23 protein-coding genes are annotated in these 23,067 nt (G+C 72.3%); 13 read left to right on the top strand and 10 right to left on the bottom strand.

What is annotated here, in order from left to right; all coding sequences use genetic code 11:
• Position 1: 1 nt before the first annotated feature.
• The 3 genes from hemF (at position 2) to IE246_RS26195 (ending at position 1,881) form a co-directional block, all read left to right on the top strand.
• Entirely contained in the window at positions 2 to 850 is an 849-nt protein-coding gene (hemF, locus tag IE246_RS26205) for an oxygen-dependent coproporphyrinogen oxidase (RefSeq protein ID WP_189995353.1), read from the top strand.
• A 93-nt stretch (positions 851 to 943) separates the two neighbouring features.
• Entirely contained in the window at positions 944 to 1,513 is a 570-nt protein-coding gene (locus IE246_RS26200; RefSeq protein ID WP_189995352.1) for a protoglobin domain-containing protein, read from the top strand.
• 167 nt (positions 1,514 to 1,680) lie between these two features.
• Positions 1,681 to 1,881: a YjiS-like domain-containing protein gene (locus tag IE246_RS26195; RefSeq protein WP_189995348.1), complete on the top strand. Its 201-nt coding sequence runs from the start codon at positions 1,681 to 1,683 to the stop codon at positions 1,879 to 1,881.
• Positions 1,882 to 1,911: 30 nt separating this feature from the next.
• On the opposite strand, the gene IE246_RS26190 is transcribed toward IE246_RS26195, so the two are convergent.
• From IE246_RS26190 to IE246_RS26175, 4 genes are read right to left on the bottom strand one after another with little or no spacing between them, the layout of a single operon-like run.
• Complete coding sequence (locus IE246_RS26190) at positions 1,912 to 2,676, bottom strand: fumarylacetoacetate hydrolase family protein (RefSeq protein ID WP_189995342.1); 765 nt, start codon at positions 2,674 to 2,676, stop codon at positions 1,912 to 1,914.
• A complete protein-coding gene (locus tag IE246_RS26185; RefSeq protein WP_229837519.1) occupies positions 2,673 to 3,914 on the bottom strand; it encodes a CCA tRNA nucleotidyltransferase in 1,242 nt (413 codons plus the stop codon). Before IE246_RS26185 ends, IE246_RS26190 begins: the two co-directional genes overlap by 4 nt.
• A gap of 25 nt (positions 3,915 to 3,939) precedes the next feature.
• A complete protein-coding gene (locus tag IE246_RS26180) occupies positions 3,940 to 4,569 on the bottom strand; it encodes a CoA pyrophosphatase (RefSeq protein ID WP_229837518.1) in 630 nt (209 codons plus the stop codon).
• The gene (locus tag IE246_RS26175) at positions 4,566 to 5,201 is read right to left on the bottom strand and encodes a DUF1285 domain-containing protein (RefSeq protein WP_189995336.1); all 636 of its coding nucleotides are present in this window, start codon (positions 5,199 to 5,201) and stop codon (positions 4,566 to 4,568) included. Before IE246_RS26175 ends, IE246_RS26180 begins: the two co-directional genes overlap by 4 nt.
• 102 nt (positions 5,202 to 5,303) lie before the next feature.
• Between IE246_RS26175 and IE246_RS26170 the strand changes: the two genes are divergently transcribed.
• From IE246_RS26170 to IE246_RS26150, 5 genes are all read left to right on the top strand, one after another.
• On the top strand, positions 5,304 to 6,314 hold the full coding sequence (locus IE246_RS26170) for an AAA family ATPase (protein ID WP_189995334.1): 1,011 nt from the start codon (positions 5,304 to 5,306) through the stop codon (positions 6,312 to 6,314).
• 15 nt (positions 6,315 to 6,329) lie between these two features.
• Entirely contained in the window at positions 6,330 to 7,187 is an 858-nt protein-coding gene (locus tag IE246_RS26165) for a DUF58 domain-containing protein (RefSeq protein WP_189995332.1), read from the top strand.
• Between the two features lie 10 nt (positions 7,188 to 7,197).
• Positions 7,198 to 9,963, top strand: a complete 2,766-nt coding sequence (locus IE246_RS26160; protein WP_189995330.1) for a DUF4159 domain-containing protein — start codon at positions 7,198 to 7,200, stop codon at positions 9,961 to 9,963.
• Entirely contained in the window at positions 9,960 to 12,041 is a 2,082-nt protein-coding gene (locus IE246_RS26155) for a hypothetical protein (RefSeq protein ID WP_189995328.1), read from the top strand. The genes IE246_RS26160 and IE246_RS26155 overlap by 4 nt, the downstream gene beginning before the upstream one ends.
• A gap of 137 nt (positions 12,042 to 12,178) precedes the next feature.
• Positions 12,179 to 12,541, top strand: coding sequence for a hypothetical protein (locus IE246_RS26150; protein ID WP_189995326.1), 363 nt, complete (start codon positions 12,179 to 12,181; stop codon positions 12,539 to 12,541).
• Here IE246_RS26150 and IE246_RS26145 read toward each other — a convergent pair.
• The gene (locus IE246_RS26145; RefSeq protein WP_189995324.1) at positions 12,520 to 13,446 is read right to left on the bottom strand and encodes a LysR family transcriptional regulator; all 927 of its coding nucleotides are present in this window, start codon (positions 13,444 to 13,446) and stop codon (positions 12,520 to 12,522) included. The genes IE246_RS26150 and IE246_RS26145 overlap by 22 nt on opposite strands.
• 159 nt (positions 13,447 to 13,605) lie before the next feature.
• On the opposite strand from IE246_RS26145, the gene wrbA reads away from it, so the two are divergent.
• Together wrbA and IE246_RS26135 are read left to right on the top strand one after the other, a co-directional pair.
• Entirely contained in the window at positions 13,606 to 14,205 is a 600-nt protein-coding gene (wrbA, locus tag IE246_RS26140) for an NAD(P)H:quinone oxidoreductase (protein WP_189995322.1), read from the top strand.
• Positions 14,206 to 14,238: 33 nt separating this feature from the next.
• Positions 14,239 to 14,940 (top strand): pirin family protein, encoded by a 702-nt coding sequence (locus IE246_RS26135; protein ID WP_189995320.1) that lies wholly within the window; start codon positions 14,239 to 14,241, stop codon positions 14,938 to 14,940.
• Between the two features lie 29 nt (positions 14,941 to 14,969).
• Here IE246_RS26135 and IE246_RS26130 read toward each other — a convergent pair whose 3' ends face one another.
• Positions 14,970 to 15,317, bottom strand: a complete 348-nt coding sequence (locus tag IE246_RS26130) for a PilZ domain-containing protein (protein WP_189995317.1) — start codon at positions 15,315 to 15,317, stop codon at positions 14,970 to 14,972.
• Between the two features lie 153 nt (positions 15,318 to 15,470).
• Here IE246_RS26130 and IE246_RS26125 point away from each other — a divergent pair, with 153 nt between their 5' ends.
• The gene (locus IE246_RS26125; RefSeq protein WP_189995315.1) at positions 15,471 to 16,505 is read left to right on the top strand and encodes a hypothetical protein; all 1,035 of its coding nucleotides are present in this window, start codon (positions 15,471 to 15,473) and stop codon (positions 16,503 to 16,505) included.
• 10 nt (positions 16,506 to 16,515) lie between these two features.
• On the opposite strand, the gene IE246_RS26120 is transcribed toward IE246_RS26125, so the two are convergent.
• The gene (locus IE246_RS26120; RefSeq protein ID WP_189995313.1) at positions 16,516 to 17,094 is read right to left on the bottom strand and encodes a TetR/AcrR family transcriptional regulator; all 579 of its coding nucleotides are present in this window, start codon (positions 17,092 to 17,094) and stop codon (positions 16,516 to 16,518) included.
• A 151-nt stretch (positions 17,095 to 17,245) separates the two neighbouring features.
• Between IE246_RS26120 and IE246_RS26115 the strand changes: the two genes are divergently transcribed.
• Positions 17,246 to 17,992: an oxygen-binding di-iron domain-containing protein gene (locus IE246_RS26115; RefSeq protein ID WP_189995311.1), complete on the top strand. Its 747-nt coding sequence runs from the start codon at positions 17,246 to 17,248 to the stop codon at positions 17,990 to 17,992.
• Between the two features lie 3 nt (positions 17,993 to 17,995).
• Here the strand turns inward: IE246_RS26115 and hutH are convergent, their stop codons facing one another.
• The 3 genes from hutH to hutC all read right to left on the bottom strand — a co-directional run bounded on the left by hutH (position 17,996) and on the right by hutC (position 22,168).
• The gene (gene hutH / locus IE246_RS26110) at positions 17,996 to 19,525 is read right to left on the bottom strand and encodes a histidine ammonia-lyase (RefSeq protein ID WP_229837517.1); all 1,530 of its coding nucleotides are present in this window, start codon (positions 19,523 to 19,525) and stop codon (positions 17,996 to 17,998) included.
• Positions 19,525 to 21,222, bottom strand: coding sequence for a urocanate hydratase (hutU, locus tag IE246_RS26105; protein WP_189995309.1), 1,698 nt, complete (start codon positions 21,220 to 21,222; stop codon positions 19,525 to 19,527). Before hutU ends, hutH begins: the two co-directional genes overlap by 1 nt.
• Before the next feature lie 211 nt (positions 21,223 to 21,433).
• Positions 21,434 to 22,168 carry a histidine utilization transcriptional repressor HutC gene (hutC, locus tag IE246_RS26100; RefSeq protein WP_189995308.1) on the bottom strand — a complete coding sequence of 245 codons (735 nt, stop codon included), beginning with the start codon at positions 22,166 to 22,168 and terminating at the stop codon, positions 21,434 to 21,436.
• Positions 22,169 to 22,309: 141 nt separating this feature from the next.
• On the opposite strand from hutC, the gene IE246_RS26095 reads away from it, so the two are divergent.
• The gene (locus tag IE246_RS26095) at positions 22,310 to 23,056 is read left to right on the top strand and encodes an ABC transporter ATP-binding protein (RefSeq protein ID WP_189995307.1); all 747 of its coding nucleotides are present in this window, start codon (positions 22,310 to 22,312) and stop codon (positions 23,054 to 23,056) included.
• Positions 23,057 to 23,067: the final 11 nt, after the last annotated feature.

The following is a 23,067-nucleotide window of genomic DNA, read 5'->3' as shown; positions in this document are numbered from 1 at the left end:
GATGTATCTGTCCACCGACGCCCAGCGTACCGAGGCCCGCGCCTGGTTCGAGACCCTGCGCGACCGAATCTGCGCGGCCTTCGAGGCGCTGGAGGACAGCTACGACGGCCCGCTGCGCGACCGGCCCGCCGGCCGCTTCGAGCGGCGACCCTGGCAGCGCGAGGGCGGCGGCGGCGGCGTCATGGCGATCATGCACGGACGGGTCTTCGAGAAGGTCGGCGTGAACGTCTCGACCGTGCACGGCGAGTTCTCCGAGGAGTTCCGCGGCTCGATCCCCGGCGCCTCCGACGATCCGCGGTTCTTCGCCAGCGGCATTTCGCTGGTGGCGCACATGCGCTCGCCGAAGGTCCCGGCGGTCCACATGAACACCCGCCACATCGCCACGACCAAGAGCTGGTTCGGCGGCGGCGCCGATCTCACCCCGATGGTCCCGGACGCCGACGACACCGGCGAGTTCCACGCCGCCCTGCAGGCCGCCTGCGACGCCCACGATCCGGCCTACTACCCGCGCTTCAAGGCGTGGTGCGACGAGTACTTCTTCCTGAAGCACCGAAACGAGCCGCGCGGCGTCGGCGGGATCTTCTACGACTACGTCGACAACGGCTTCGAGCCCGACCTCGCCTTCACCCGCGACGTCGGCCTCGCCTTCCTGGACGTCTATCCGAAGCTGGTGGCCCGGCACATGAACGAGAGCTGGACCGAGGCCGAGCGCGAGCACCAGCTGGTCCGCCGCGGCCGCTACGTCGAGTTCAACCTGCTGTACGACCGCGGCACGCTGTTCGGTCTGAAGACCGGCGGCAACGTCGAGGCGATCCTGATGAGCCTGCCGCCCGAGGTCCGCTGGCCCTGACACGACGCCCTTGCCGCCGGTCGCACGCTGCCGTAGTTCTTAACCCACTGCGCGCATCGAAGGTAGGGGCGGCCGGCCCGGGACGGATCATTCATGTCGCAGAACCGAGGCGGTTCGACGAACGAAGAGCAGACCGCCGAACTGGCGGTCAGGAAGATCACGGCAAACATTCAGCGGCGCCTCGTGCTGGACGGCATCGACGACGCGACCCGCGAGAGCCTCGCCGGCTTCCTGCCGGTGTTCGAGGCGAACGCCCCGGAGATCATCGGCAGCTTCTATCGTCACTCGCTGCAGTTCCCGGAAACCCGCCACTTCTTCGACAATTCCGACGTCGAGCACCTCAAGATGCGCCAGATCGAGCACTGGCGCGGCATGCTGAGCTGCCGGCTCGACAACGCCTATCTCAACAGCGCCGTGCATGTGGGCCTGACCCATCATCGCATCGGCCTGCCGCTGTTCCTCTACCTGTCGGGCTGCAACCGGATCCTGTGCGACCTCACCTCGCTGGCGATCATGCACCATTCGGGGGTGCTGCAGTCGACCCAGGTGGTCTCGTCGATCATCAAGGTCGTGTCGCTCGACATGGACATCGCGATCTCCTGCTACTTCGTGGCCGACCGTCTCCACCTGCCGACCGTCGCCCCGATCAAGACGACCGTCTGACCGGTCGACGCGATTGGTTTCCGCCCGTTAACCCGCCGTGCACATACTGCATGCCGGCCATGACGGTTTGCCGATTTTCGGAACCTCCGGGATTCGCCATCTAGCGGTTCGGGCCGCGCGACGGCCCGATCGTCAACGGGCCGTGCCGCCCAGCCGGAGCCTTGTCCATGTCCACCATCGAGGTTGCTGCCGCGCCGCGCGGACCGCTCGCCCAGCTTCGCGCCATCGTGTCGCTGCCGGCCCATTGGCTCGACGCCTACCTGGCGTGGCGCCGTCGCCGCGAGGGCATTCGCCTGTTGCTCGAGCTCGACGACCGCCTGCTGCGCGACGCCGGGTTCATCCGCGCCGAGATCGAGCGGCTGCGCTGATCCCTCCGCTCTGCTCTGACCCCGGCGGGGTCAGCCGCCGACGATCTCGACCGCGACGCTGCCGATCCCGGCGATCGTGTTGGTAGCGGTGGTGCCCGCCACCGCCCTGTCGAAGCTGGTCCACGACCCGGAGATCACGACGTCTCCGGGCTGCAGGCCGCGCGCCGCCACCGCCGGCCCCCAGAGCCGCAGGTTGTCGGCCAGCCAGACCAGCAGCCGGATCGCGTCCTGGCCCGGGTACCGGGTGCCGGGAACGGTCTTCACCAGGTCGCCCATCCGGAAGTCGACGGTCAAGTCCTCGACCTTCAGGCCGTCGGCGGAACGCCCGACCGCCGACACCACCGCGGCGCCGTTCGCCTGGAAGTCGGCGAGCGCCGCCAGCGGCGGGACCTTCGGCCAGTCGGCCAGCCGCGGGTCGACGATCTCGATCGCCGCCGCCAGCCCCTCGACCGCCGCCAGCACCTCGGCCGCCTCGTAGGGCGCCTCGCGGGCCGCCAGCGGCGCGCCCATGACGAACGCCAGCTCGGCCTCCAGCCAGCGCGGATGCGCCTCCGTCACGGCGATCCGTGCGCGGTCGCGATGGATGGTGCCGGCCGGCAGCGGGGCGGCCGTCGGCTCGCCGGTCCGGCCGCTCGCCCCGACCTTGAAGCCGGCGACCTCGAGCCCGAGCGCGGCGAAGGCGGCGGCGTGCTCCGCGAACGCGGCCGCCCGGTCTTGCGGAACGGCGTCCGGCAGGGCCACCCGCCTGCCGGTGCGGCGCGCCTGGACCATCGCTTCGGTGAACCCGGTGGTCATTGCTGTTGCCTCCCCTGATCGACCAGCGCCGCCAATCTCGCACGGCAGGCGGCGGCGTCGCCCGCAAAATCGTCCGCGACCCAGGCATCCTCGACGGCCCGCAGGAGCCGGCCGGTCTCGGGGCCCTGCGGCACCCCGAGGACGGCAACGTCGCGGCCGCCGATCGGGAACGCCGGCGGGGTCCAGCCGGCCGCCGTGTCACGGTCCGCCGCGACCGCCGCCGGGTCCTCGCCGGCCGCCGCCGCATGCAGGATCCGCGCGTCGAGATAGGCCTCGCCGCCGGCCCGGTAGACCCTGGCGCGCCGCTCCCGGTCACCGGCCGCCGGCGTCCCGTCGACGGTCAGGGCGCGGCGCACCCGCACGGTCTCGGCGCGCGACAGCCGAAGTCTCTCGGCGGCCGGCTCGACCGCCTCCGGCGTCGCGATCAGCGCCGCCAGCCGGCGCACCGCGTCCGGCTCGAGCCCGAGCCCCTGCTCGACCGCGATCGCCGCGGTCGCCCGCTCGACGTCGGCACCGCCGGGCCAGAGTCGGGCGGTCACCCCGGCGCGCGCCATCGCCGCCAGCGCCTCGACCGCGCGCCGCGCCACCAGCAGCTTCGCCAGTTCGCTCCACACCCGCTCGCCGGACAGGCCGGGAATCCGGTCGGCCAGCAATGCGCAGGCCGCCAACCCGTCGGGGTCCAGCGGCTCTCGGCCGAACCGAGCCCAGAACCGGAAGAACCGCAGGATCCGCAGCACGTCCTCGCCGATCCGGGTCGCCGGGTCGCCGACGAACCGGATGCGGCCGGCCCGGGCGTCGGCCAGCCCCTCGCCGATCGGGTCGTAGACGGTGCCGTCGGGGTCGAGGTAGAGCGCGTTCAAGGTCAGGTCGCGGCGGGTCGCGTCCTCGACCCAGTCGTCGGTGAACGCCACCACCGCGCGCCTGCCGTCGGTCTCGACGTCGCGCCGCAGCGTGGTCACCTCGACCGGTGTGTGCTCGGCGACCACCGTTACCGTGCCGTGCTCGATGCCGGTCGGGATCGCCTTCAGGCCGGCCGCCCGCACCAGCGCCATCACCCGCTCGGGCGACGCCGGGGTGCAGACGTCGAGGTCGCCGATCGCCAGTCCCAGCACGGCGTCGCGCACGCAGCCGCCGACGAACCGCGCGGTGACGCCACCGGCCGCGAGCGCGGCGAACACCGGGGCGGCGGCGGGCCCGTTCATCCAGGGCTGGAGCGGTATGCGGTCGACGGGCTGCATGCGGGATCCTCGGCGGGCCGGGCGGTCAGCGCCGAAGCGCGCTCCGCATCACGTCGGCGAGGTTCACCAGCATGCCGGCGGTCGCCCCCCAGATGTAATGGTGCCGGTACGGCAGCACCCAGAAGTGACGGACGGTCTGCTGCCATTCGCGGCTGTGCCGCTCGTGGTTGACCGGGTCGAGCACGAAGTCCAGCGGCACCTCGAAGATTTCGGCCACCTCGACCGGGTCCGGCGTCAGGTCGAAGGGCGGGCGGACCAGCCCGACCACGGGCGTCACCTCGAAGCCGGTCCGGGTGGTGTAGGTGTCGAGCCGGCCGATGACCTCGACCAGGTCGCGGCCCAGCCCGATCTCCTCCTCGGTCTCGCGCAGGGCGGTCTCGACGTCGTCGACGTCGTCCTCCTCGACCCGACCGCCCGGAAAGCTGATCTGGCCCTTGTGCACCGGCAGGCTGTCGGACCGGCGGGTCAGCAGGATCGTCAGGCCGTCGTCGCGGCCGACCACCGGCACCAGCACGGCCGCCGCCCGGGTCTTGTCCGGCTCCGGCATCCCGGGATTGAGGTCGTGGTCGCCGCGCCGTCGGGCGACCGGCACCAGGCCGTCGTTGTCCAGGTGCGCCACCCGGCCGAAGGCGGATCGGAAGTCGTCGAGCGTCACGAGCCGTTCCCGTCGGCTCCGGCCGGTCCCAGCGAAAAGAAACGACCCCTGCTCCATACTCCAAGCTCTCCGTTGCCGTCGTCCGGACCCGCACGCTCCACCGCATAGTCCACCAGGCGATAGAAGGTCGCCCTATTGATCAGCGCCTCGAGCCCGTCACGCACCACGATATAGGGCGACGGCTCGCCGGTTTCCGCCTCGATTTCGACCCGGATCGGGTGGTCGGGCCCGGCCACCACGGTTTCGTCAAGATTGGTCCGGAAGATCAGTTCGGCATCGGGGGAACGGTGCGGCGCTCCGGCCGGCCGGCGATCGATGTCGACCGCGACGAACGGCGCGTCGTCCACCACGATCGTCCCGCGCTCGACCGGCGTGACCAGCCAGTGCGAGCCGTCCGGCTCGCGACGCAGAACCGAGGCGAACAGCTTCACCAGAGGCATACGGTTGATCGGTGATCCCTTGTAGTACCAGGTGCCGTCCCGGCCGATCCGGATGTCGAAGTCGCCGCAGCTCTCGCCCGGCGCCGGCGGCGCCGGCTTCACGCGATCCTGATCGTCGGATTGCGGGCGCCCCTTGCCGCTGGCCGCGGCTGCGATACGCTCTATTTCTGGACGGACTGTCTTGTCGCCCATGACGCGTCACTGTTCTGCCATTCGGCGGTTTCGTCCCGGAGCGGGTCCAATGGAACGGGGCCCGGCCCGACCGGGCGCCAACTCGGAGTGAGTATACCCGCCATGACCGACACCACCACCCTGGACACCGAGAGCGGCGCCGCCTTCGTCAAGGAGGTCGAGCGGCTCGGCAGCCGCCTGACCCGCGTGCGCGACGCCGTGGGCAAGCTGATCTTCGGCCAGCAGGACGTGGTCGACGAGACCCTGGTCACGGTGCTGGCCGGCGGCCACGCGCTGCTGATCGGCGTGCCGGGCCTCGCCAAGACCCGGCTGGTCGAGACCCTCGGCGTCGTGCTCGGGCTCGCGGACAAGCGGATCCAGTGCACGCCCGACCTGATGCCGGCGGACATTCTCGGCTCCGAGGTGCTGGAGGAAGACGCCGACGGGCGCCGCAGCTTCCGCTTCATCGAGGGGCCGGTGTTCGCGCAGCTGCTGATGGCCGACGAGATCAACCGGGCGAGCCCGCGCACCCAGTCGGCCCTGTTGCAGGCCATGCAGGAGCACACCGTCTCGGTCGGCGGCCATACCTACAGGCTGCCGGCCCCGTTCCACGTGCTGGCGACCCAGAACCCGCTCGAGCAGGAAGGCACCTACCCGCTGCCCGAGGCCCAGCTCGACCGGTTCCTGCTGCAGGTCTCGGTCGGCTACCCGGATCTCGACGCCGAGCGCACCATGCTGCTGGCGACCACCGGCAGCGAGGACGTGAAGCCCGAGCCGGTGCTGACCGCCGAGGAGCTGATCCAGGCCCAGAGGCTGCTGCGCCGCATTCCGGTCGGCGAGAGCGTCGTCGAGGCGATCCTGGCGATCGTGCGCAGCGGCCGGCCCGACGGCAGCGACGTCGGGTCGGTCCGGCGCCACGTCGCCTGGGGACCCGGTCCGCGTGCCAGCCAGGCCCTGATGCTGGCGGTCCGGGCGCGAGCGGTGCTGGACGGCCGCCTGGCCCCGTCGGTCGACGACGTGCTCGCCCTGGCGCATCCGGTGCTGCGGCACCGCATGGCCCTGAACTTCGCCGCGCGCGCCGAAGGCGTTACACTGGATTCCGTGATCGACCAGCTCTGCGCCCCGCACCGTTGACGCCGCGAGAGCCGGATGCGTCAACAGGCTCAGGATCTCGCCGCAACCCTGCCACCGCTGCTGGTGGCCGCCCGCCGTGTCGCCGCAACCGTGGCACCGGGCGCGCACGGCCGGCGCCGGGCCGGGCCGGGCGACGCGTTCTGGCAGTTCCGGCCCTACCAGGCGTTCGACGCCGCCCGCATGATCGACTGGCGGCGCTCGGCCCGCGGGTCGACGACCTTCGTGCGCGAACGCGAGTTCGAGACCGCTCAGACCGTCTATCTGTGGCGCGACGCCTCGCCTTCGATGCGGTGGCGCTCGGACCGGGCGCTGCCGGAGAAGCGCGAGCGCGCCGACCTGCTGACCCTGGCGCTGACCATCCTGCTGGTGGGTGCCGGCGAGCAGGTCGCCCTGCTCGGGGAATCGGTGCGCCCGCGCGGCGGCCAGACCGCGATCGAGCCGATCGCCGGGCTGATGGCGACGAGCCGCGACGGCGGCGGATCGCTGCCGGCCTACGAGCCACTGCCCCGGCACGCCACCCTGGTGCTGATCGGCGACCTGCTGGATCCGCTGGAAGATCTGTCGGCGCTCGTGCGGCGCTGGTCGGCGGAAGGCGTCGGCGGCCACATGCTGCAGGTCACCGACCCGGCGGAAGAGGCCTTCCCGTACCGCGGCCGGGTCCGGTTCGAGGGCCTGGAGGCCGAGCTGCCGCACCTGCTCGGACGGGCCGAGGCGGTCTCGACGGAGTACCAGGAACGGCTGGCCCGTCACCGCGACGGGCTCGCCGAGCTGGCCCGCCAGACCGGCTGGACGTTCGGCACCCATACCACCGACCGGTCGGCGGAGAGCGCGCTGCTCGCGCTGTTCGCGGTGATCGGCGACCGGTTCGGATGAGCGGCGCGCGATGCTGACCCTCGGCCCCCTCGCCTTCGCGGTAGCCTGGGCGCTGATCGCTCTGGCCGGGCTGCCGGTGCTGTGGTGGCTGCTGCGGATCATCCCCCCGGCACCGCGCCGCGTGGCGTTCCCCGCCATCCGGCTGCTCCAGGGTTTGCGTCCGCGCGAGGACACCCCGCACCACACGCCGTGGTGGCTGCTGCTGCTGCGGCTGGTGATCGCCGCCCTGGTGATCCTGGCGGTGTCGCGCCCGCTGTTCCCGTCGGGAACCGCCATCCCCGAGGGCGGCCCGATCGTGCTGGTGATCGACGACGGCTGGGCCGCCGGACGAGACTTCGAATCGCGCCGCCAGCGGGCGCTGCGGATCCTCGACCAGGCCGAGCGCGAGAACCGGCCGGTGGCGCTGCTGACGACCGCGGCCCGGCGCCCCGGCGAGGCGCGCGAGATCGAGCTGGCGCCGGCCGCCCGGGTCAAGGCGGCGGTCGGAGCGCTGACCCCCCGGCCCTGGCCGATCGATGCCCGGTCGGCCGGCGATCTGCTCGACCGGCTGACCCCGGCGCACGGCGCGGTCGCGGTGTGGATACGCACCGACGAGGCCGCCCCCGGAGCCGCCGAACTGGCCGCCCGGCTGCAGCGGCTGGGACGGCTCGTCGTCATCGACGCGGCCTCGGGCGGGCCGGTCTGGCTCGGCAGCCCGGAAGCGGCACCGGACGCGCTGACCACGACGGTCCGGCGCCTGCCCGGCGGCATCGAGGCGCCGGTCGCGGTGCGGGCGGTGACCGAGGACGACCGGGTGCTGGCGCGGGTGGCCGGGACGTTCGCCGCCGGCGCCGAGCAGACTACGCTTTCGGTCGCCCTGCCGACCGAGCTGCGCAACGAGGTGGCCCGCCTGGAGGTCGAGGGCGAGTCGACCGCCGCTGCCACCTTCCTGGTCGACGAGCGGTTCCGGCGCCGGCCGGTCGGCCTGCTGTCGGCTCGCGAGTTCGAGGGCGCCCAGCCGCTGCTGGACGAGCTGTACTACCTGGACCGGGCGCTGGAGCCATTCACCGAGATCCGGCGCGGCGACCTCGCCAGCCTGCTCGACCGTGAGCTGGCGGTGCTGGTGATGGCCGACGTCGGGACCCTGCCGTTCGGCCAGCGCGAGCGCATCGACGCCTGGATCCGGGACGGTGGTGTCGCCGTGCGGTTCGCCGGGCCGCGGCTCGCCGCCGCCGGCGTCGAGAAAGGCGGTCTCGGCCCCGACGACCTGGTTCCGGTACGGCTGCGGCGCGGCGACCGGACCCTGGGCGGCGCGCTGTCCTGGTCGCGTCCCGCCACTCTCGCCCCGTTCGCGGAGGACAGCCCGTTTCGCGGGGTGGGCGTGCCGACGGACGTCACCGTGTCGCGGCAGGTGCTGGCCGAACCGGCCATCGACCTCGGCGAGAAGACCTGGGCGCGGCTGGCCGACGGCACCCCGATCGTCACCGCCGACCGGCGCGGCGGCGGCTGGCTGGTGCTGGTGCACACCACTGCCAACGCCGACTGGAGCAACCTGCCGCTGAGCGGCCTGTTCGTCGAGATGCTGCGCCGGCTGGTGGCGCTCAGCCAGGGCGTCGGCGGCGCCTCGGAGCGCGCCATGCCGGCGCTCTCCAGCCTCGACGGGTTCGGGCGCCTCGGCCCGGTACCGGCCGGCGCCGACGCCCTGCCGCCGGCGGCGGCGCGGACCGGACCGCTCGCGGTCGGCCCGCGGCATCCGCCCGGCTTCTACGGCAACGATTCGGCGCGGGAGGCGCTGAACCTGGGCCCGACGCTGACCGGCCTCGGCGTTCGCGCGGCGCCGCCGGCCGGCGCCGAGGTGCAGGCGCTGGACGTCGGCGGCGACCGTGAGCTGCAGGGCTGGCTGCTCGCCGTCGCGCTGCTGCTGGCCCTGCTCGATACCCTGGTCGCCCTGCTGATGCGCGGGCTGCTGCCGCTGGCCCGCACCGCGGCCGGCGCGCTGCTGCTGGCGGCGGCGGTGGCGAGCGGCCCCGGTGGCGCCCAGGCGCAGGAACTGGACGCGACGCCGACCGATCCGGAGCGGTTCGCCCTCGAGGCGTCGACCGAGACCCGCCTGGCTTACGTGATGACCGGCGACAGCTGGGTCGACGGCATCAGCCGCGACGGGTTGGCCAGCCTGAGCGAGACCCTGACCAGACGGACCGCGGTCGAGCCGGCGAGCCCCTACGGCCTCGACCTGGAGCGCGACGAGCTGGCGTTCTTTCCATTGCTGTACTGGCCGATCACCGACACCCAGGGCCGGCTGTCGGAGAAGGCGGCGGCCCGGGTGAACGCGTACATGCGCAACGGCGGCGTGATCCTGTTCGACACCCGCGACCGCTACCAGATCGTGACGCCGGGCGCGCGCGGCGGTCCCGGCCTTCAGCGCCTGATCGAGATCAGCCGCGACCTCGAGATCCCGCCGCTCGCCCCGGTTGCGCCCGACCACGTGCTGACCCGGACCTTCTACCTGCTGCAGGAGTTCCCGGGGCGCTACGCCGGCGGAACGGTCTGGCTCGAGGACGGCGCCGGCAACCCGGGCACCGAGGTCAGCCCGGTGCTGATCGGCAGCCACGACTGGGCCGGCGCCTGGGCCCGCGACGGCGTCGGGCGCTTCCGCTTCCCGGTGGTCCCGGGCGGCGAGATCCAGCGCGAGATGGCGTTCCGCTTCGGGATCAATCTCGTGATGTACGCGCTGACCGGCAACTACAAGGCCGACCAGGTTCACGTCCCCTCGATCCTCGAAAGGCTCGGGCAATGATCCCGGACGCCGTCACCGTCACCTTCGGGCCGCTGCTGCCCTGGCCGGCGGTCGTCGCGCTCGGCGTGCTGGCGGCGCTGATCGCGGCGCTCGTACTGGTCCGGCGGGCGCGCGGCGGCTGGTGGCGGGCGGCGGCGCTCGCCCTGCTGGTGCTGGCGCTCGCCAACCCGTCGATCGTCGCCGAACGCCGCGACCCGCGCGCCGACGTGGTGGTGGTCGCGGTCGACCGGACCGCCAGCCAGGAGATCGGCGAGCGGCCGGCCCGCACCGAGGCGGCGGTCGCGGCGCTCGACGAGAAGCTGGCGCGCATACCCGGCCTCCAGGTCGAGCGCGTGGTGGTGTCGAACCAGGGCCTGGCCGGCGCAGAGGAAGGTACCCGCCTGCTGGCGGCGGTGCGCGAGGCGCTGGTCGACGTGCCGGAGCACCGCCTGGCCGGGGTGATCGCGATCACCGACGGCCAGGTGCACGACGTCGAGGCGGCGCTGGCCTCAGACCGCGTGCCGGGGCCGTTCCACGTGCTGCTGACCGGCGACCGGGGCGAGCAGGACCGGCGGCTCCGGATCGTCCGGGCGCCCAGCTTCGGCATGGTCGACAAGACCGTCACGGTCACCCTCGAGGTCGTCGACCCGGCGGCGGCGCCCGGCTCCGCCGCCGCCGTCCTGATGGGGATCGACGGCGCCGAGGCCGTGCCGCTGAGCGTGCCGGTGAACCAGGAGCACGCGGTCGAGGTGCCGATCGAGCACGGCGGCCAGACCATCCTGGAGTTCGCGGCCGAGCCGGGCAGCCGGGAACTGGCGCTCGACAACAACCGGGCGGTGATCGCCGTGAACGGCGTGCGCGACCGGCTGCGGGTGCTGCTGGTGTCCGGCGAGCCGCATGCCGGCGAGCGGACCTGGCGGGATATCCTGAAATCGGACCCGTCGGTCGATCTCGTGCACTTCACCATCCTGCGGCCGCCCGAGAAGCAGGACGGCACGCCGATCCGCGAGCTGTCGCTGATCGCCTTCCCGATCCGCGAGCTGTTCGAGCTGAAACTGGCCGACTTCGACCTGATCATTTTCGACCGCTACCGCCGCCGCGGCGTGCTGCCCCGCATGTACATGCAGAACATCGCCGAGTACGTCCGCAACGGCGGCGCCCTGCTGGAAGCCTCGGGGCCGACCTTCGCCAGCCGGCTCAGCCTGGCCCGCACGCCGATCGGCGAGGTGCTGCCGGCACAGCCGACCGGCGGCGTCATCGAGCAGGGCTTTCGGCCGCGGATCACCGAACTGGGCGGCCGCCACCCGGTGACCGCCGGGCTGGCCGGTGCCGGCGAGGACGGCGGCGAGCCAACCTGGGGTCGCTGGTTCCGGCAGATCGAGGCACGCGACGTCCGCGGCAACGTGGTGATGTCCGGGGATGCCAGCCGCCCGCTGCTGGTGCTGGACCGGGTCGGCGACGGTCGGGTGGCGCACCTGCTGTCCGACCATCTCTGGCTGTGGAGCCGCGGCTACGAGGGCGGCGGCCCGCAGGCCGAGCTGCTGCGGCGCACGGCGCACTGGCTGATGCGCGAACCCGATCTGGAAGAGAACGACCTGCGCGCCTTCGCCCGGGGCGACCAGCTCGAGATCGACCGCCGCATGCTCGAAGGCAGCCTGGCGCCGGTCCGGGTCACCGGCCCGGACGGCACCGGCCGCGACGTCGAGCTGGCCGAGATCGCCCCCGGCCACGGCACCGCGACCGTCCAGGTCGACCGGCCTGGGCTGTACCGGCTGTCCGACGGCGTCCGCACCGCCCTGGTCGCGGTCGGGGCGCTCAACCCGGTCGAGCTGTCCGACGTGGCGGCGACCGAGGCCAGGCTGCAGCCGCTGTCCCAGGCCACCGGCGGCGGGATGCAGTGGCTGGCCGAGGACGGCGTGCCGGCGTTGCGGCGGGTCGCGGGCGACCGGGCCGCCGCCGGTCGCGGCTGGTTCGGGCTTCGGGCGAACGGCGACTACGTGGTGACCGGCGTCCTCACCGTGCCGGCCCTGCCGGCCGCGCTGGCGCTGGTGCTGCTGCTCGGCGCCCTGATGACCGCCTGGCGGCGCGAGGGCGACTGACAGCGGGTGGCCGACCTCCGGCCGATCCGGGAAACGAGAATTTCCCGTCAGACGTGTATAGATGCCTGGACCCGGATCATTGCCCGTGTCTAGGATCCCCGGGACCGACGACACCACGCGCCCCAGCCGGAAGAGCGATGGCGGACGACCACCAGGCCTGGATCGACGGCGACGGCCGCCTGCTGTCCCTCGGCAATCTCCTCGGAAGCGCGAACCCGTCCGGGGCCGACAGGATTGCGCTGTTCGAGCGCGGGGCCGTGGCGCTGACGTGGGACGACGCTGGTGTGCGCCTGCGCTATGCGCCGCAGTCGGTCGCCCCCGGCGCGTTGCGGGGGGCGATACGCCAGGTCCGGACGATCGCCAGGCCGGTGGTGCTGGAGCGCTGGACCGGGACGGGGTGGGCCGCCACGGGCTTCGACAGCGGTGCGCGCGCCGCCGACGCCCTTCGACGATCGGCCCGGGACGCCACCGGCGAGGATCAGACCGGCTCGTCCCAGTAGGGCCGGTCCCAGTAGGGCTGGTCCGTGAACGTCTCGACCGCGAAGTCGATGAACGCCCGCACCTTGGCCGCCAAAGGCCGGCCCGGCGGGTAGACCGCGTACAGCGCCGCCGGCTGCAGCTCGTATCCCGGCAGCACCCGCACCAACTCGCCCCGCCGCATGTAGCGGGCCAGGATGAAGGTCGGCATGTGGACGATGCCGAGGCCGCCGGCCGCCATCGCCGACAGCGAGTCGCCGTTGTTGGCGACGACCCGCGGCTGGAACCGGTGGTTGTGCACGCCGTCCGGGCCGTGCAGCGCCCAAACCGTGCCGCTCAGGCTCAGGCTGTAGCCGAGGCAGGCATGGTGCTGCAGGTCGCGGGGGCAGGAAGGTGCCCCGTGGCGCTCCAGATAGGCAGGGGCCGCCGCCAGGATCCGCCGCACTGGCGCCAGGCGACGCGCGATCAGCGAGGAGTCGGCGAGCCGCCCGATCCGCAGCGCCACGTCGTAGCCCTCCTCCACCATGTCGACGACCCGGTCGTTCAGGACCAGGTCGATCGCCAACCCGGGATGCCGGTCCAGCAGGGCGGGCAGGTGGCGCGCCAGATGCAGCTGGCCGAACGACACGCCGGTGGTGACCCGCAGCAACCCCGACGGGTCGGACTGCAGCGACCCGGCCTCGGCCTCCGCCGCCTCGGCCTCCGCGATGATCCGCTGGCAGCGTTCGTACAGGCGGAGGCCGGCCTCGGTCAGCGACAAGCGGCGGGTGCTGCGGTTCAGGAGCCGGGTGCCGAGCCGGTCTTCCAGCCGGGCCACCTGCTTGGAGACCGCGGACTTGGACAGCCCGAGCCGGATCGCGGCGCGCGAGAAGCTGCCCTCGTCCACGACCCGGGCGAAGCTGGCCATGGCACTCAGGTTGTCGAGCATGACTGTTTCCTCAGAGAAACGATCTGTGGAAATGATCGACCTTCCGGCACTCCGGGGCAACGATTAGATGAGCCTCAGTGAAGTCATCGCAGCGGCGTCGCAGACACCCCGGGGACACCCCGGGCACGGCCGCTCCCACCGACACCGATCGAGGCGACCATGAGCAGGATTCTTGTGCTGTACTATTCGACCTGGGGCCATGTAGAGACCATGGCCCAGGCCGTCGCCAAGGGCGCCGGCAGCGTTCCCGGAACCGAGGTGACCGTGAAGCGGGTGCCGGAACTGATGCCGGAGGAGGTTGCCCGGAAGGCCAACGCCAAGCTCGACCAGGCGGCGCCGGTCGCCGAGCCGACCGAGCTGGCCGACTACGACGCGGTGATCTTCGGAACCCCGACCCGGTTCGGCAACATGGCTGCCCAGATGCGCAACTTCCTCGACCAGACCGGCTCGCTGTGGGCCCGGGGCGCGCTGGTCGGCAAGGTCGGCAGCGTGTTCACCTCGACCGGCACCGGCGGCGGCAACGAGACCACGATCACCTCGTTCCACAACACCCTGATGCACCACGGCATGGTGATCGTCGGCCTGCCCTACGCCGCCCCGCAACTGGCCGACATCAGCGAGGTCAAGGGCGGCTCGCCCTACGGCGCCGGCACCATTGCCGGCGGCGACGGCAGCCGGCAGCCTTCCGAGAAGGAGCTCGCGCTCGCCGAGTTCCAGGGCGCCCACGTGGCGCGCATCGCCGGCAAGCTGGCCGCCTGAAGCGCGGCGGCCGGCCACTTAAGGAGAACCACCATGATCGACGTCCGTCCGTTCGACGGCCTGGGCCGGTTCGACATCGACTGGCTGGCCGCCCGCCACCACTTCAGCTTCGGCCACTACATGGACCCGGCGCGCATGGGGTTCGGGGCGCTGCGGGTGTGGAACGACGACACCATCCAGCCCGGCACCGGCTTCGACCCGCATCCGCACCGCGACATGGAGATCGTCACCTATGTCCGCAAAGGCGCGATCACCCACCGCGACCGGCTCGGCAACGAGGGCCGGACCGAGGCCGGCGACGTGCAGGTGATGTCGGCCGGCACCGGCATCGTGCACGCCGAGTACAATTTCGAGGACGAGCCCACGCAGATCTTCCAGATCTGGATCCTGCCGTCCGGCGCCGGCTTCGAGCCGCGCTGGGAGGCCCGGCGCTTCCCGAAGGACGACCGCGCCGGCGAGCTCGTGGTGCTGGCCTCCGGTCGGGCCGGCGACGACGGTGCCCTGCGCATCAACCAGGATGCCGCGGTGATCGGGGCGACCGTCAAGGCGGGGCAGCGCGTCAGCCATCGCCTCGGCAAGGGGCGGAAGGCCTATCTGGTGGCCGCCACCGGCTCGATCACGGTCAACGGCGTGGCGGCGAACGCCAGGGACGGCGTGGCGGTCGCCGATGAGGACGCCATCGAGATCGCTGCGGTGGAAGACGCCGAGATCGTCCTGGTCGACGTGCCGGCGTGACCAGCCGGTCGCTCTGACATCGGGCGGCGCTAGCGGCCGCCGCCCCCGGTCTCCTGGGCCAGGCGGAGCCAGGACGACACCACGATGCCGGCGTCCTCGGACTCGAAGCGGACGCGGGTGCCGCCCTCGTCCTGCCCGACGACGCGGCCGGGCAGCGACAGACCCGAGGCGGAATGGCGGACGGTGACCGTCGCCCCAATCGCGGACGGGATTCCCGGCGACAGCCGCACGCCGCCGGCCGAGACGTTGTCCAGGCCGCATTCGAGCGTCTGGCCGGCGACGTCCACCTGCACCGGCGCCGAGACCGGATAGCGCGGATACCGGCGCCGTTCCGCGCCGTTGTCGGGTCCGGAGAAGATCCGCCTGAGCCAGCTCAACCTGCTCTCCCTGTCCGGCATATGACTGACACTGTAGGCCCTTACGGTTTGCGACGCGAGCGGTCCGGCTTTTCGGTCGGGGCGGCGTCTGTTATTGAAGGGGGATGTTGAGGGGTCCGATACCGCTCCGTCGGCGGTCGTAGGGGAGGGGCGATGTCGGCGGAAGCGATGGAGTCCGAAGTCTACTCGGACGAAGAGAAGGATGCACTGCACATCCTTCCCCTGGCGATTGTTCCCCTGAAGACCCCGGGGATGCGGCGGCCCCGCCTGATCAAGAACGCCCGTTTCGAGACGGTGATGGAGCTGTTCCGCGACGCCCGCGCCGGCTCCGGCCAGATCGACATCGGCAGCCTCCCGGACTTCTTCGACGCCTCGGCACCGACCTTCGCCGAGGACCGGGTGATCATCGAGGCGCTGGCCGAGGCCCCGAGCTTCGACGTCTATTCCCTGCGTCTCACGCTGCGGTCCCACAACCTCAAGGTCAACGAGGCCGAGCATCTGCAGCTGTCGCCGCGGATGCAGGAGAAGCTGACCGGCTACATGCGGGTGTTCACCCGGCCGCTGGTGCAGCGGGTGTTCGGCGACGACACCCGGGACATCTCCTCCGCCGCCCAGATCATCGACATGTTCCGCGAGGTCGACCGCGACGAGGCGTTGCGGCGGATCCGCGCGATCTCCGACGCGCTCGGCCTGGAGATCGACCAGATCCCGGGCTTCCTGGAGGATTACGGCGACATCTTCCTGTCGCTCAGCTACTTCAAGCGCCATCTCGACCAGATCCGGCCCGACTTCGAGGTCATGAAGACCTGGATGCAGGAGGGCGTCGTCGACTCTCACCTAAAGCACAACCGCGACGCCATGCGGGCCTGCGAGGTCGTGACCGCCAACGTCGACGCGGCGATCCGCTTCGTGCTGAGCCGCTTCCAGGCGTTCGACGAGACCAGCAAGGAGTTCTGGAAGGACCTGTCGCGCGAGCGCTACGGCGTGCTGCGCCAGCTTATCCAGAGCCACCACCACACCGTCGGCGGTATCCTGTGCGGGCTGTCGGTCAAGCTGGAGCGCTGGCACCAGGATTTCCCGAATGCCACCGGCAGCCCGAACAAGCGGGTCGACTTCCTGCTGGCGGAGATGATCCCCGGCCTCGAGAAGATCCGGGCCCTGGAGAAGTCGGCGCCGGCACTGGGCTGATCCGGGGCGCTCAGCCCTGGCCGGTCGCGACGATGGCCCGGACCATGGCGGCGACCGCCGCGTCGCGGTCCAACCCGCCCTCGCCCACCAGCGTCCGCCAGGTGTGGAAGCTCAGCGCCAGCTCCAGAAGCGCCCGCTGCCGGTCGTCGAGCCCGGCGCCCAGCACCGCGCGGCAGGCCGCCATCGGCGGGCCGAGCCGCAGTTCGGTGACTTCCCGGGTCGGCTCGTGGTGTTCGGCGTCGCGCAGCACGCAGGCCGCCAGATCGGCGTTCCGCTCGTACCAGCCGTAGAGCGCTTCGAGCCCGACCGTCAGCCGGACCGACGCGTCATCTAGGCCACGCCACGGCTCGGCATCCGGCAGCGGGTCGCGCTCGACCGTCAGGCCGGAACACGCCAGCAGCAGGCTCCGCTCGTCCGGGAAATGCGCATAGACGGTGTGGCGCTGAACGCCGGCGCGTTCGGCCACCATGCTGACGGTGGTCTGCGCCGGGCCGACGCTGCCGTGCAGGTCGACGGCCGCTTCGACGATCCGCTGCCGGGTCTGGGCCTGCTGCTCGGCCCGCCGCTTCAGGGTGTAGCTTCGCGCCATCGATTTTCACGATACATTGGCGTGCATTGAATGTTGACTCGGGTCCGGAATTTCACGATACACCAGTGTATTATGAAACTTGACCGCGTGTCGACCGCCCGGTCGCGTCACGGTGTCGCCGGCCCCGACCCGCCGGCCAATGGAGGAATTCGTGGAAACCAGGATCGACGAGATCGCCGACGGCATCTATCGGCTGTCCACCTGCGTGCCGGACATCGCGCCGCCCGCCGGCTTCACCTTCAACCAGTTCCTCGTCCTGGGCGACGAGCCGTTGCTGTTTCACACCGGCCCGCGCCGGATGTTCCCGCTGGTCCGCGACGCGGTCGCCCGCCTGCTGCCGCCGGAGCGGCTGCGCTGGATCACCTTCGGTCACTACGAGGCCGACGAGTGCGGCTCGATGAACGAGTGGCTGGCGGTCGCGCCGCAGGCCGAGATCGCCCACGGCCAGACCGGCTGTCTGGTGTCGCTGAACGACATGGCCGATCGTGCACCGCGGATCCTGGCCGACGGCGAGACCATCGACCTCGGCGGCGGCCGGCGGGTGCGCTACCTCGACACCCCGCACATCCCGCACGGCTGGGACGCCGGGGTGCTGTACGAGGAGGCCAGCGGCACCCTGCTGTGCGGCGACCTGTTCACCCAGCTCGGCGACGGCCCGGCCCTGACCGAGGGCGACATCGTCGGGCCGGCGATCGCCGCCGAGGACATGTTCGGGTACTCCAGCCTGAACCCCGGCATGGGCACGACGATCCGCCGGCTGGCCGGGCTAGCGCCGCGCCGGCTGGCGCTGATGCACGGTCCGTCTTACGCCGGCGACGGGGCGGCGGCCCTCACCGCCCTGGCCGACGACTACGACCGCCGGGCCGGCGCGGCCCTGGCCGAGGCCGGGATCGGCTGACGGCTACCCGCCGTCGACCGTCATCCCGGCGATCCGGTCGAACGCCCCGGCTCCGATGCGGGCGGCCACCGCCTCGATGTCCGGGGCCACCGGCCGGTCGTTCTCGAAGAAGTCGGCGACCGACCGGATTTCGGCCACCGCCTCGGCCAGCGCCGGCGAGGTCGCCAGCGGGCGGCGCAGGTCGATGCCCTGGGCCGCGCACAGCAGCTCGACCGCCACGATCCGGCGCAGGTTGGCGGCCATCGCCAGCAGCCGCCTCGCACCGTGGGTCGCCATCGAGACGTGGTCCTCCTGGTTGGCCGAGGTCGGCAGGCTGTCGATGCTGGCCGGGGACGCCAGCAGCTTGGTCTCGGACTGCAGGGCGGCCGCCGTGACCTGGGCGATCATGAAGCCCGAGTTGATGCCGGGCTCGGCCACCAGGAACGGCGGCAGGGTCGAGATGTTGGCGTCCATCAGCATCGCCGTGCGGCGCTCCGACAGGGCGCCGATCTCGGAGGCGGCGATGGCGATCTGGTCGGCCGCGAACGCCACCGGCTCGGCGTGGAAGTTGCCGCCGGACATCACCTCGCCGGTGTCGCTGAACACCAGCGGGTTGTCCGACACCGCGTTGGCCTCGGCCGCCAGCCGCCCGGCGGCGAACCGCAGATGGTCGAGCACCGCCCCCATGACCTGCGGCTGGCAGCGCAGCGAGTACGGGTCCTGCACCCGGTCGCACTCCAGGTGCGACACCCGGATCGCCGAGCCGTGCAGCAGGCGGCGGTAGACCGCGGCGGTCTCGGCCTGGCCGGGATGCGCCCGCAGGGCGTGGATGCGGGCGTCGAACGGGGTGTCGGAGCCCATCGCGGCGTCGACCGTCATGGCGCCGGCGACCATCGCGGCGTTGAACACCCGCTCGATCTCGAACAGCCCGGCGAGCGCCAGCGCGGTCGAGACCTGGGTGCCGTTCAGCAGCGCCAGCCCCTCCTTGGGCGCCAGCTCGCACGGCGTCAGCCCGGCCGCCTCCAGGGCCTGCGCCCCGTGCAGCCGCTTGCCGTCGTGCACCGCCTCGCCTTCGCCGATCAGCACCGCCGACATGTGGGCCAGGGGTGCGAGGTCGCCGGAGGCGCCGACCGACCCCTGGGACGGGATCACCGGCAGCACCCCGGCGTTGGCCAGGGTCAGCAGCGCGTCGATCACCTCGCCGCGGATGCCGGAATGGCCGCGCGCCAGGCCGTTGGCCTTGAGCGCCATCACCAGGAACACGACCTGGTCGGCCAGCGGGTCGCCGACCCCGGCGCAGTGCGAGCGCACCAGGGCGCGCTGCAGGTCCGCCAGGTGGTCGGCCGGGATGGTTCTCGTCGCCAGCTTCCCGAAGCCGGTGTTGACCCCGTACACCACCTTGCCCGAGGCGATGACCCGGGCGACGGTGGCGGCGGAATCGGCGATCGCCTCGCGCGCCGAGGGGTCGAGCTCCAGGTGCGGGCGCTCGCGGTACAGCCGGCGCAAATCGCCGAGGACGAGTTCGCCGGGGATGATGCGCAGCCGGGTCGCCATCACGCACCCCCGAGGAACGGCAGGTCGAGCTGGTGCTCGCGCGCGCAGTCGACGGCGATGTCGTAGCCGGCGTCGGCGTGGCGCATGACGCCGGTCGCCGGGTCGTTCCACAGCACCCTCTCCAGCCGCTTCGCCGCCGCCTCGGTGCCGTCGCACACGATCACCATGCCGGCGTGCTGCGAGTAGCCGATGCCGACCCCGCCGCCGTGGTGGATCGACACCCAGGTCGCCCCCGACGCGCAGTTCAGCAGGGCGTTCAGCAGCGGCCAGTCGGCGACCGCGTCGGAGCCGTCCTTCATCGCCTCGGTCTCGCGGTTCGGGCTGGCGACCGAGCCGGAGTCCAAGTGGTCGCGGCCGATCACCACCGGGCCGATCTCGCCCCGGGCGACCATTTCGTTGAAGGCGAGGCCGAGACGGTGGCGCTGGCCGAGGCCGACCCAGCAGATCCGGCTCGGCAGGCCCTGGAAGCTGATCCGTTCCTTCGCCATGTCGAGCCAGTTGTGCAGGTGCGGATCGTCGGGGATCAGCTCCTTCACCTTCTCGTCGGTCCGGTAGATGTCCTCGGGATTGCCCGACAGGGCGGCCCAGCGGAACGGCCCGACGCCGCGGCAGAACAGCGGCCGGATGTAGGCCGGCACGAAGCCCGGGAAATCGAAGGCGTCGCCGACGCCCTCGTCGAACGCCACCTGCCGCAGGTTGTTGCCGTAGTCGAGGGTCGGGATGCCCTGGTGCCAGAAGTCGAGCATCGCCTTCACGTGCACCGCCATCGACTTCTTGGCCGCGTTGGCGATCGCGTCGGGGTCGGTCTCCCGCGCCCGCTCGGCCTGATCCAGGCTCCAGCCGGCCGGCAGGTAGCCGTTGACCGGGTCGTGGGCGCTGGTCTGGTCGGTGACCACGTCGGGCTTCACGCCGCGGCGCACCAGCTCCGGGTAGACCTCGGCGGCGTTGCCGAGCAGGCCGACCGAGACCGCCTCGCCCTTCGCGCAGGCCTCCTGCACGATCGCCAGGGCCTCGTCCAGGCTGTCGGTCTTGCGGTCGAGGTAGCGGGTCTCCAGCCGACGCTCGATCCGGCTCGGCTGGCACTCGACCGCAATCATCGAGGCGCCGGCCATGGTGGCGGCCAGCGGCTGGGCGCCGCCCATGCCGCCGAGCCCGGCGGTCAGGATCCACTTGCCCTTCAGGCTGCCGCCGAAGTGCCGGCGCCCGACCTCGACGAAGGTCTCGTAGGTGCCCTGAACGATGCCCTGGCTGCCGATGTAGATCCACGAGCCGGCGGTCATCTGGCCGTACATCATCAGGCCCTTGCGGTCGAGCTCGTGGAAGTGCTCCCAGTTCGCCCACTTGCCGACCAGGTTGGAGTTGGCGATCAGCACCCGCGGCGCGTCCGGGTGGGTGCGGAACACGCCGACCGGCTTGCCGGACTGCACCAGCAGGGTCTGGTCGTCCTCCAGCCGCTTCAGCGCCGCCACGATGCGGTCGTAGCTGGCCCAGTCGCGGGCCGCCCGGCCGATGCCGCCGTACACCACCAGGCCCTCCGGCTTCTCGGCGACCTCCGGGTCCAGGTTGTTCATCAGCATCCGCATGGCCGCCTCGGTCTGCCAGCTCTTCGCGGTGAGTTGGGTGCCGTGCGGCGAGCGGATCCTGCGGGCGTTGTCGAGGCGGAGTCCGGGGGCGCGGGGATCGGGGGACGCGGTCATGGCTGGCTCTCCTTCATTCGCCCGGTGCGGAGCGGTGGATGGGTTCCGACTCTCTGCGACTGCGTCGCTCCGGCCGGAATGACGACGGAAAAAAGAAGGCCCCCACCCCACGTCGTCATTCCGGACGACCGCGCCGCCGCACGGTCGATCCGGAAGCCGCGACGCGACGGGCGCCCCCTTTGCCCGCCGGACACAGGTCTCCCGGCCCGGTTCATGGGGCGCTCTCCCTGGGCGGTGCCACGTCGAACGCGGCGCCGAGGCGGTAGCGGTCGGCCGGGTGCCAGAGCCAGGCCCGCGACACGACCCGGTTGGCGAGGGCGGTCCGGCGGTGCAGCAGCAGGCAGGGCGTGCCGGCCCGCATGGCGAGTGCGGTGCGGATCCGCTCCGGCGGCATCGCCGCCTCGACCACGTGCTCGACATGCGGCGCCGGCGCCACTTGCGTGAGGTACTCGTTGGGGGTGACCCGGGCGAAGTCCTGGGCGAGGTAGTCGGGGGCCGCCGCCGGGTTGACGTAGCGGTCCTCGAACTGCACCGCGTGCCCGCCCTCGAAGTGCACGATGGCCGAGTGGAACACAGGCTCGCCGGCCGGCACGCCGAGCGCCGCCCCGACGGTCGCGCTGGCCGGCATCTCGCCGAGCTCCTGCACCTCGGCCCGGTGCCGGTGGCCGCGCGCGCGGATCTCGTCGGCGATGTTGCGCAGTTCGACCAGCTCGGACTGCGGGCGGCTATCGGCGACGAAGGTGCCGAGGCCCTGGACGCGCCGCAGCACGCCCTCGGCGGCCAGCTCGCGCAGCGCCCGGTTGGCGGTCATCCGGCTGACCCCGAGGGCGGCGACCAGCTCGTTCTCCGACGGCGTACGGTCGTCCGGCCGCAGCTCGCCGGAGCCGATGCGGTCGACCAGCCAGTCCTTGACCTGCTGATAGCGCGGGACGGCGTCGTCGTTCACGGCAGCGATCCCCGAACTGGTGAAAACCAGGGACACTATGCTTGTATATACAAGCTATGCGCAACCGGAATCTACGAGCCGGCCGGCTTTTCCCCGGCCCTCCGCGATGGCATAAGCGGTCCGGACCATCCGGGGATATCCATGGCCACCATCGCACTCAGCGGAGTCACCCGCCGGTTCGCCGGCACCGAGGCGCTGGCACCGGTCGACCTGACGGTCGAGGACGGGCGGTTCGCCGCGATCGTCGGACCGTCGGGCTGCGGGAAGTCGACCCTGCTGCGGCTGGTCGCCGGGCTCGACCGGCCGACCGCCGGCCGCGTGAGCGCCGACGGCCGGGCGATCGGCGGGCCGGGTCCCGAGCGCGGCGTGGTGTTCCAGCAGCCGGCGCTGTTCCCGTGGCTCGACGTCGCAGCCAACATCCGCTTCGGCCTTGACGAGGCCGGCGTGCCGCGCGCCGAAGCCGACCGCCGGGTCGCCGGCTGGATCGCGGCGGTCGGCCTCGGCGGGTTCGAGCGCGCCCTGCCGAAGCAGCTGTCCGGCGGCATGGCGCAGCGCGCCGCCCTCGCCCGCGCCCTGGCGCCGGCCCCGGGCACCCTGCTGCTGGACGAGCCGTTCGGCGCGCTCGACCGCATCACCCGCAACGAGATGCAGGACCTGCTGGTGCGGGTGCTCTCGGCCACGCCGGCGACCGTCCTGCTGGTGACCCACGACGTCGAGGAGGCGGTCTACCTCGCCGACCGGGTGATCGTGCTGTCGCCGCGGCCCGGCCGGATCGTCGCCGACCTGACGGTCGACGTGCCGGGGCCGCGGGTCAGGACCGCCCCGGAATTCGTCGCCATGCGGGCCCGCGTCGAGGACGCGCTCGGGGCGGCGATGGAGCGCGCCTGAGAGGAGGCAGC

This window comes from Thalassobaculum fulvum (assembly GCF_014652915.1).
In the GTDB taxonomy this organism is placed as follows: Bacteria; Pseudomonadota; Alphaproteobacteria; order Thalassobaculales; family Thalassobaculaceae; genus Thalassobaculum_A; species Thalassobaculum_A fulvum.
This window is presented reverse-complemented; position numbering and strand designations above follow the sequence as displayed.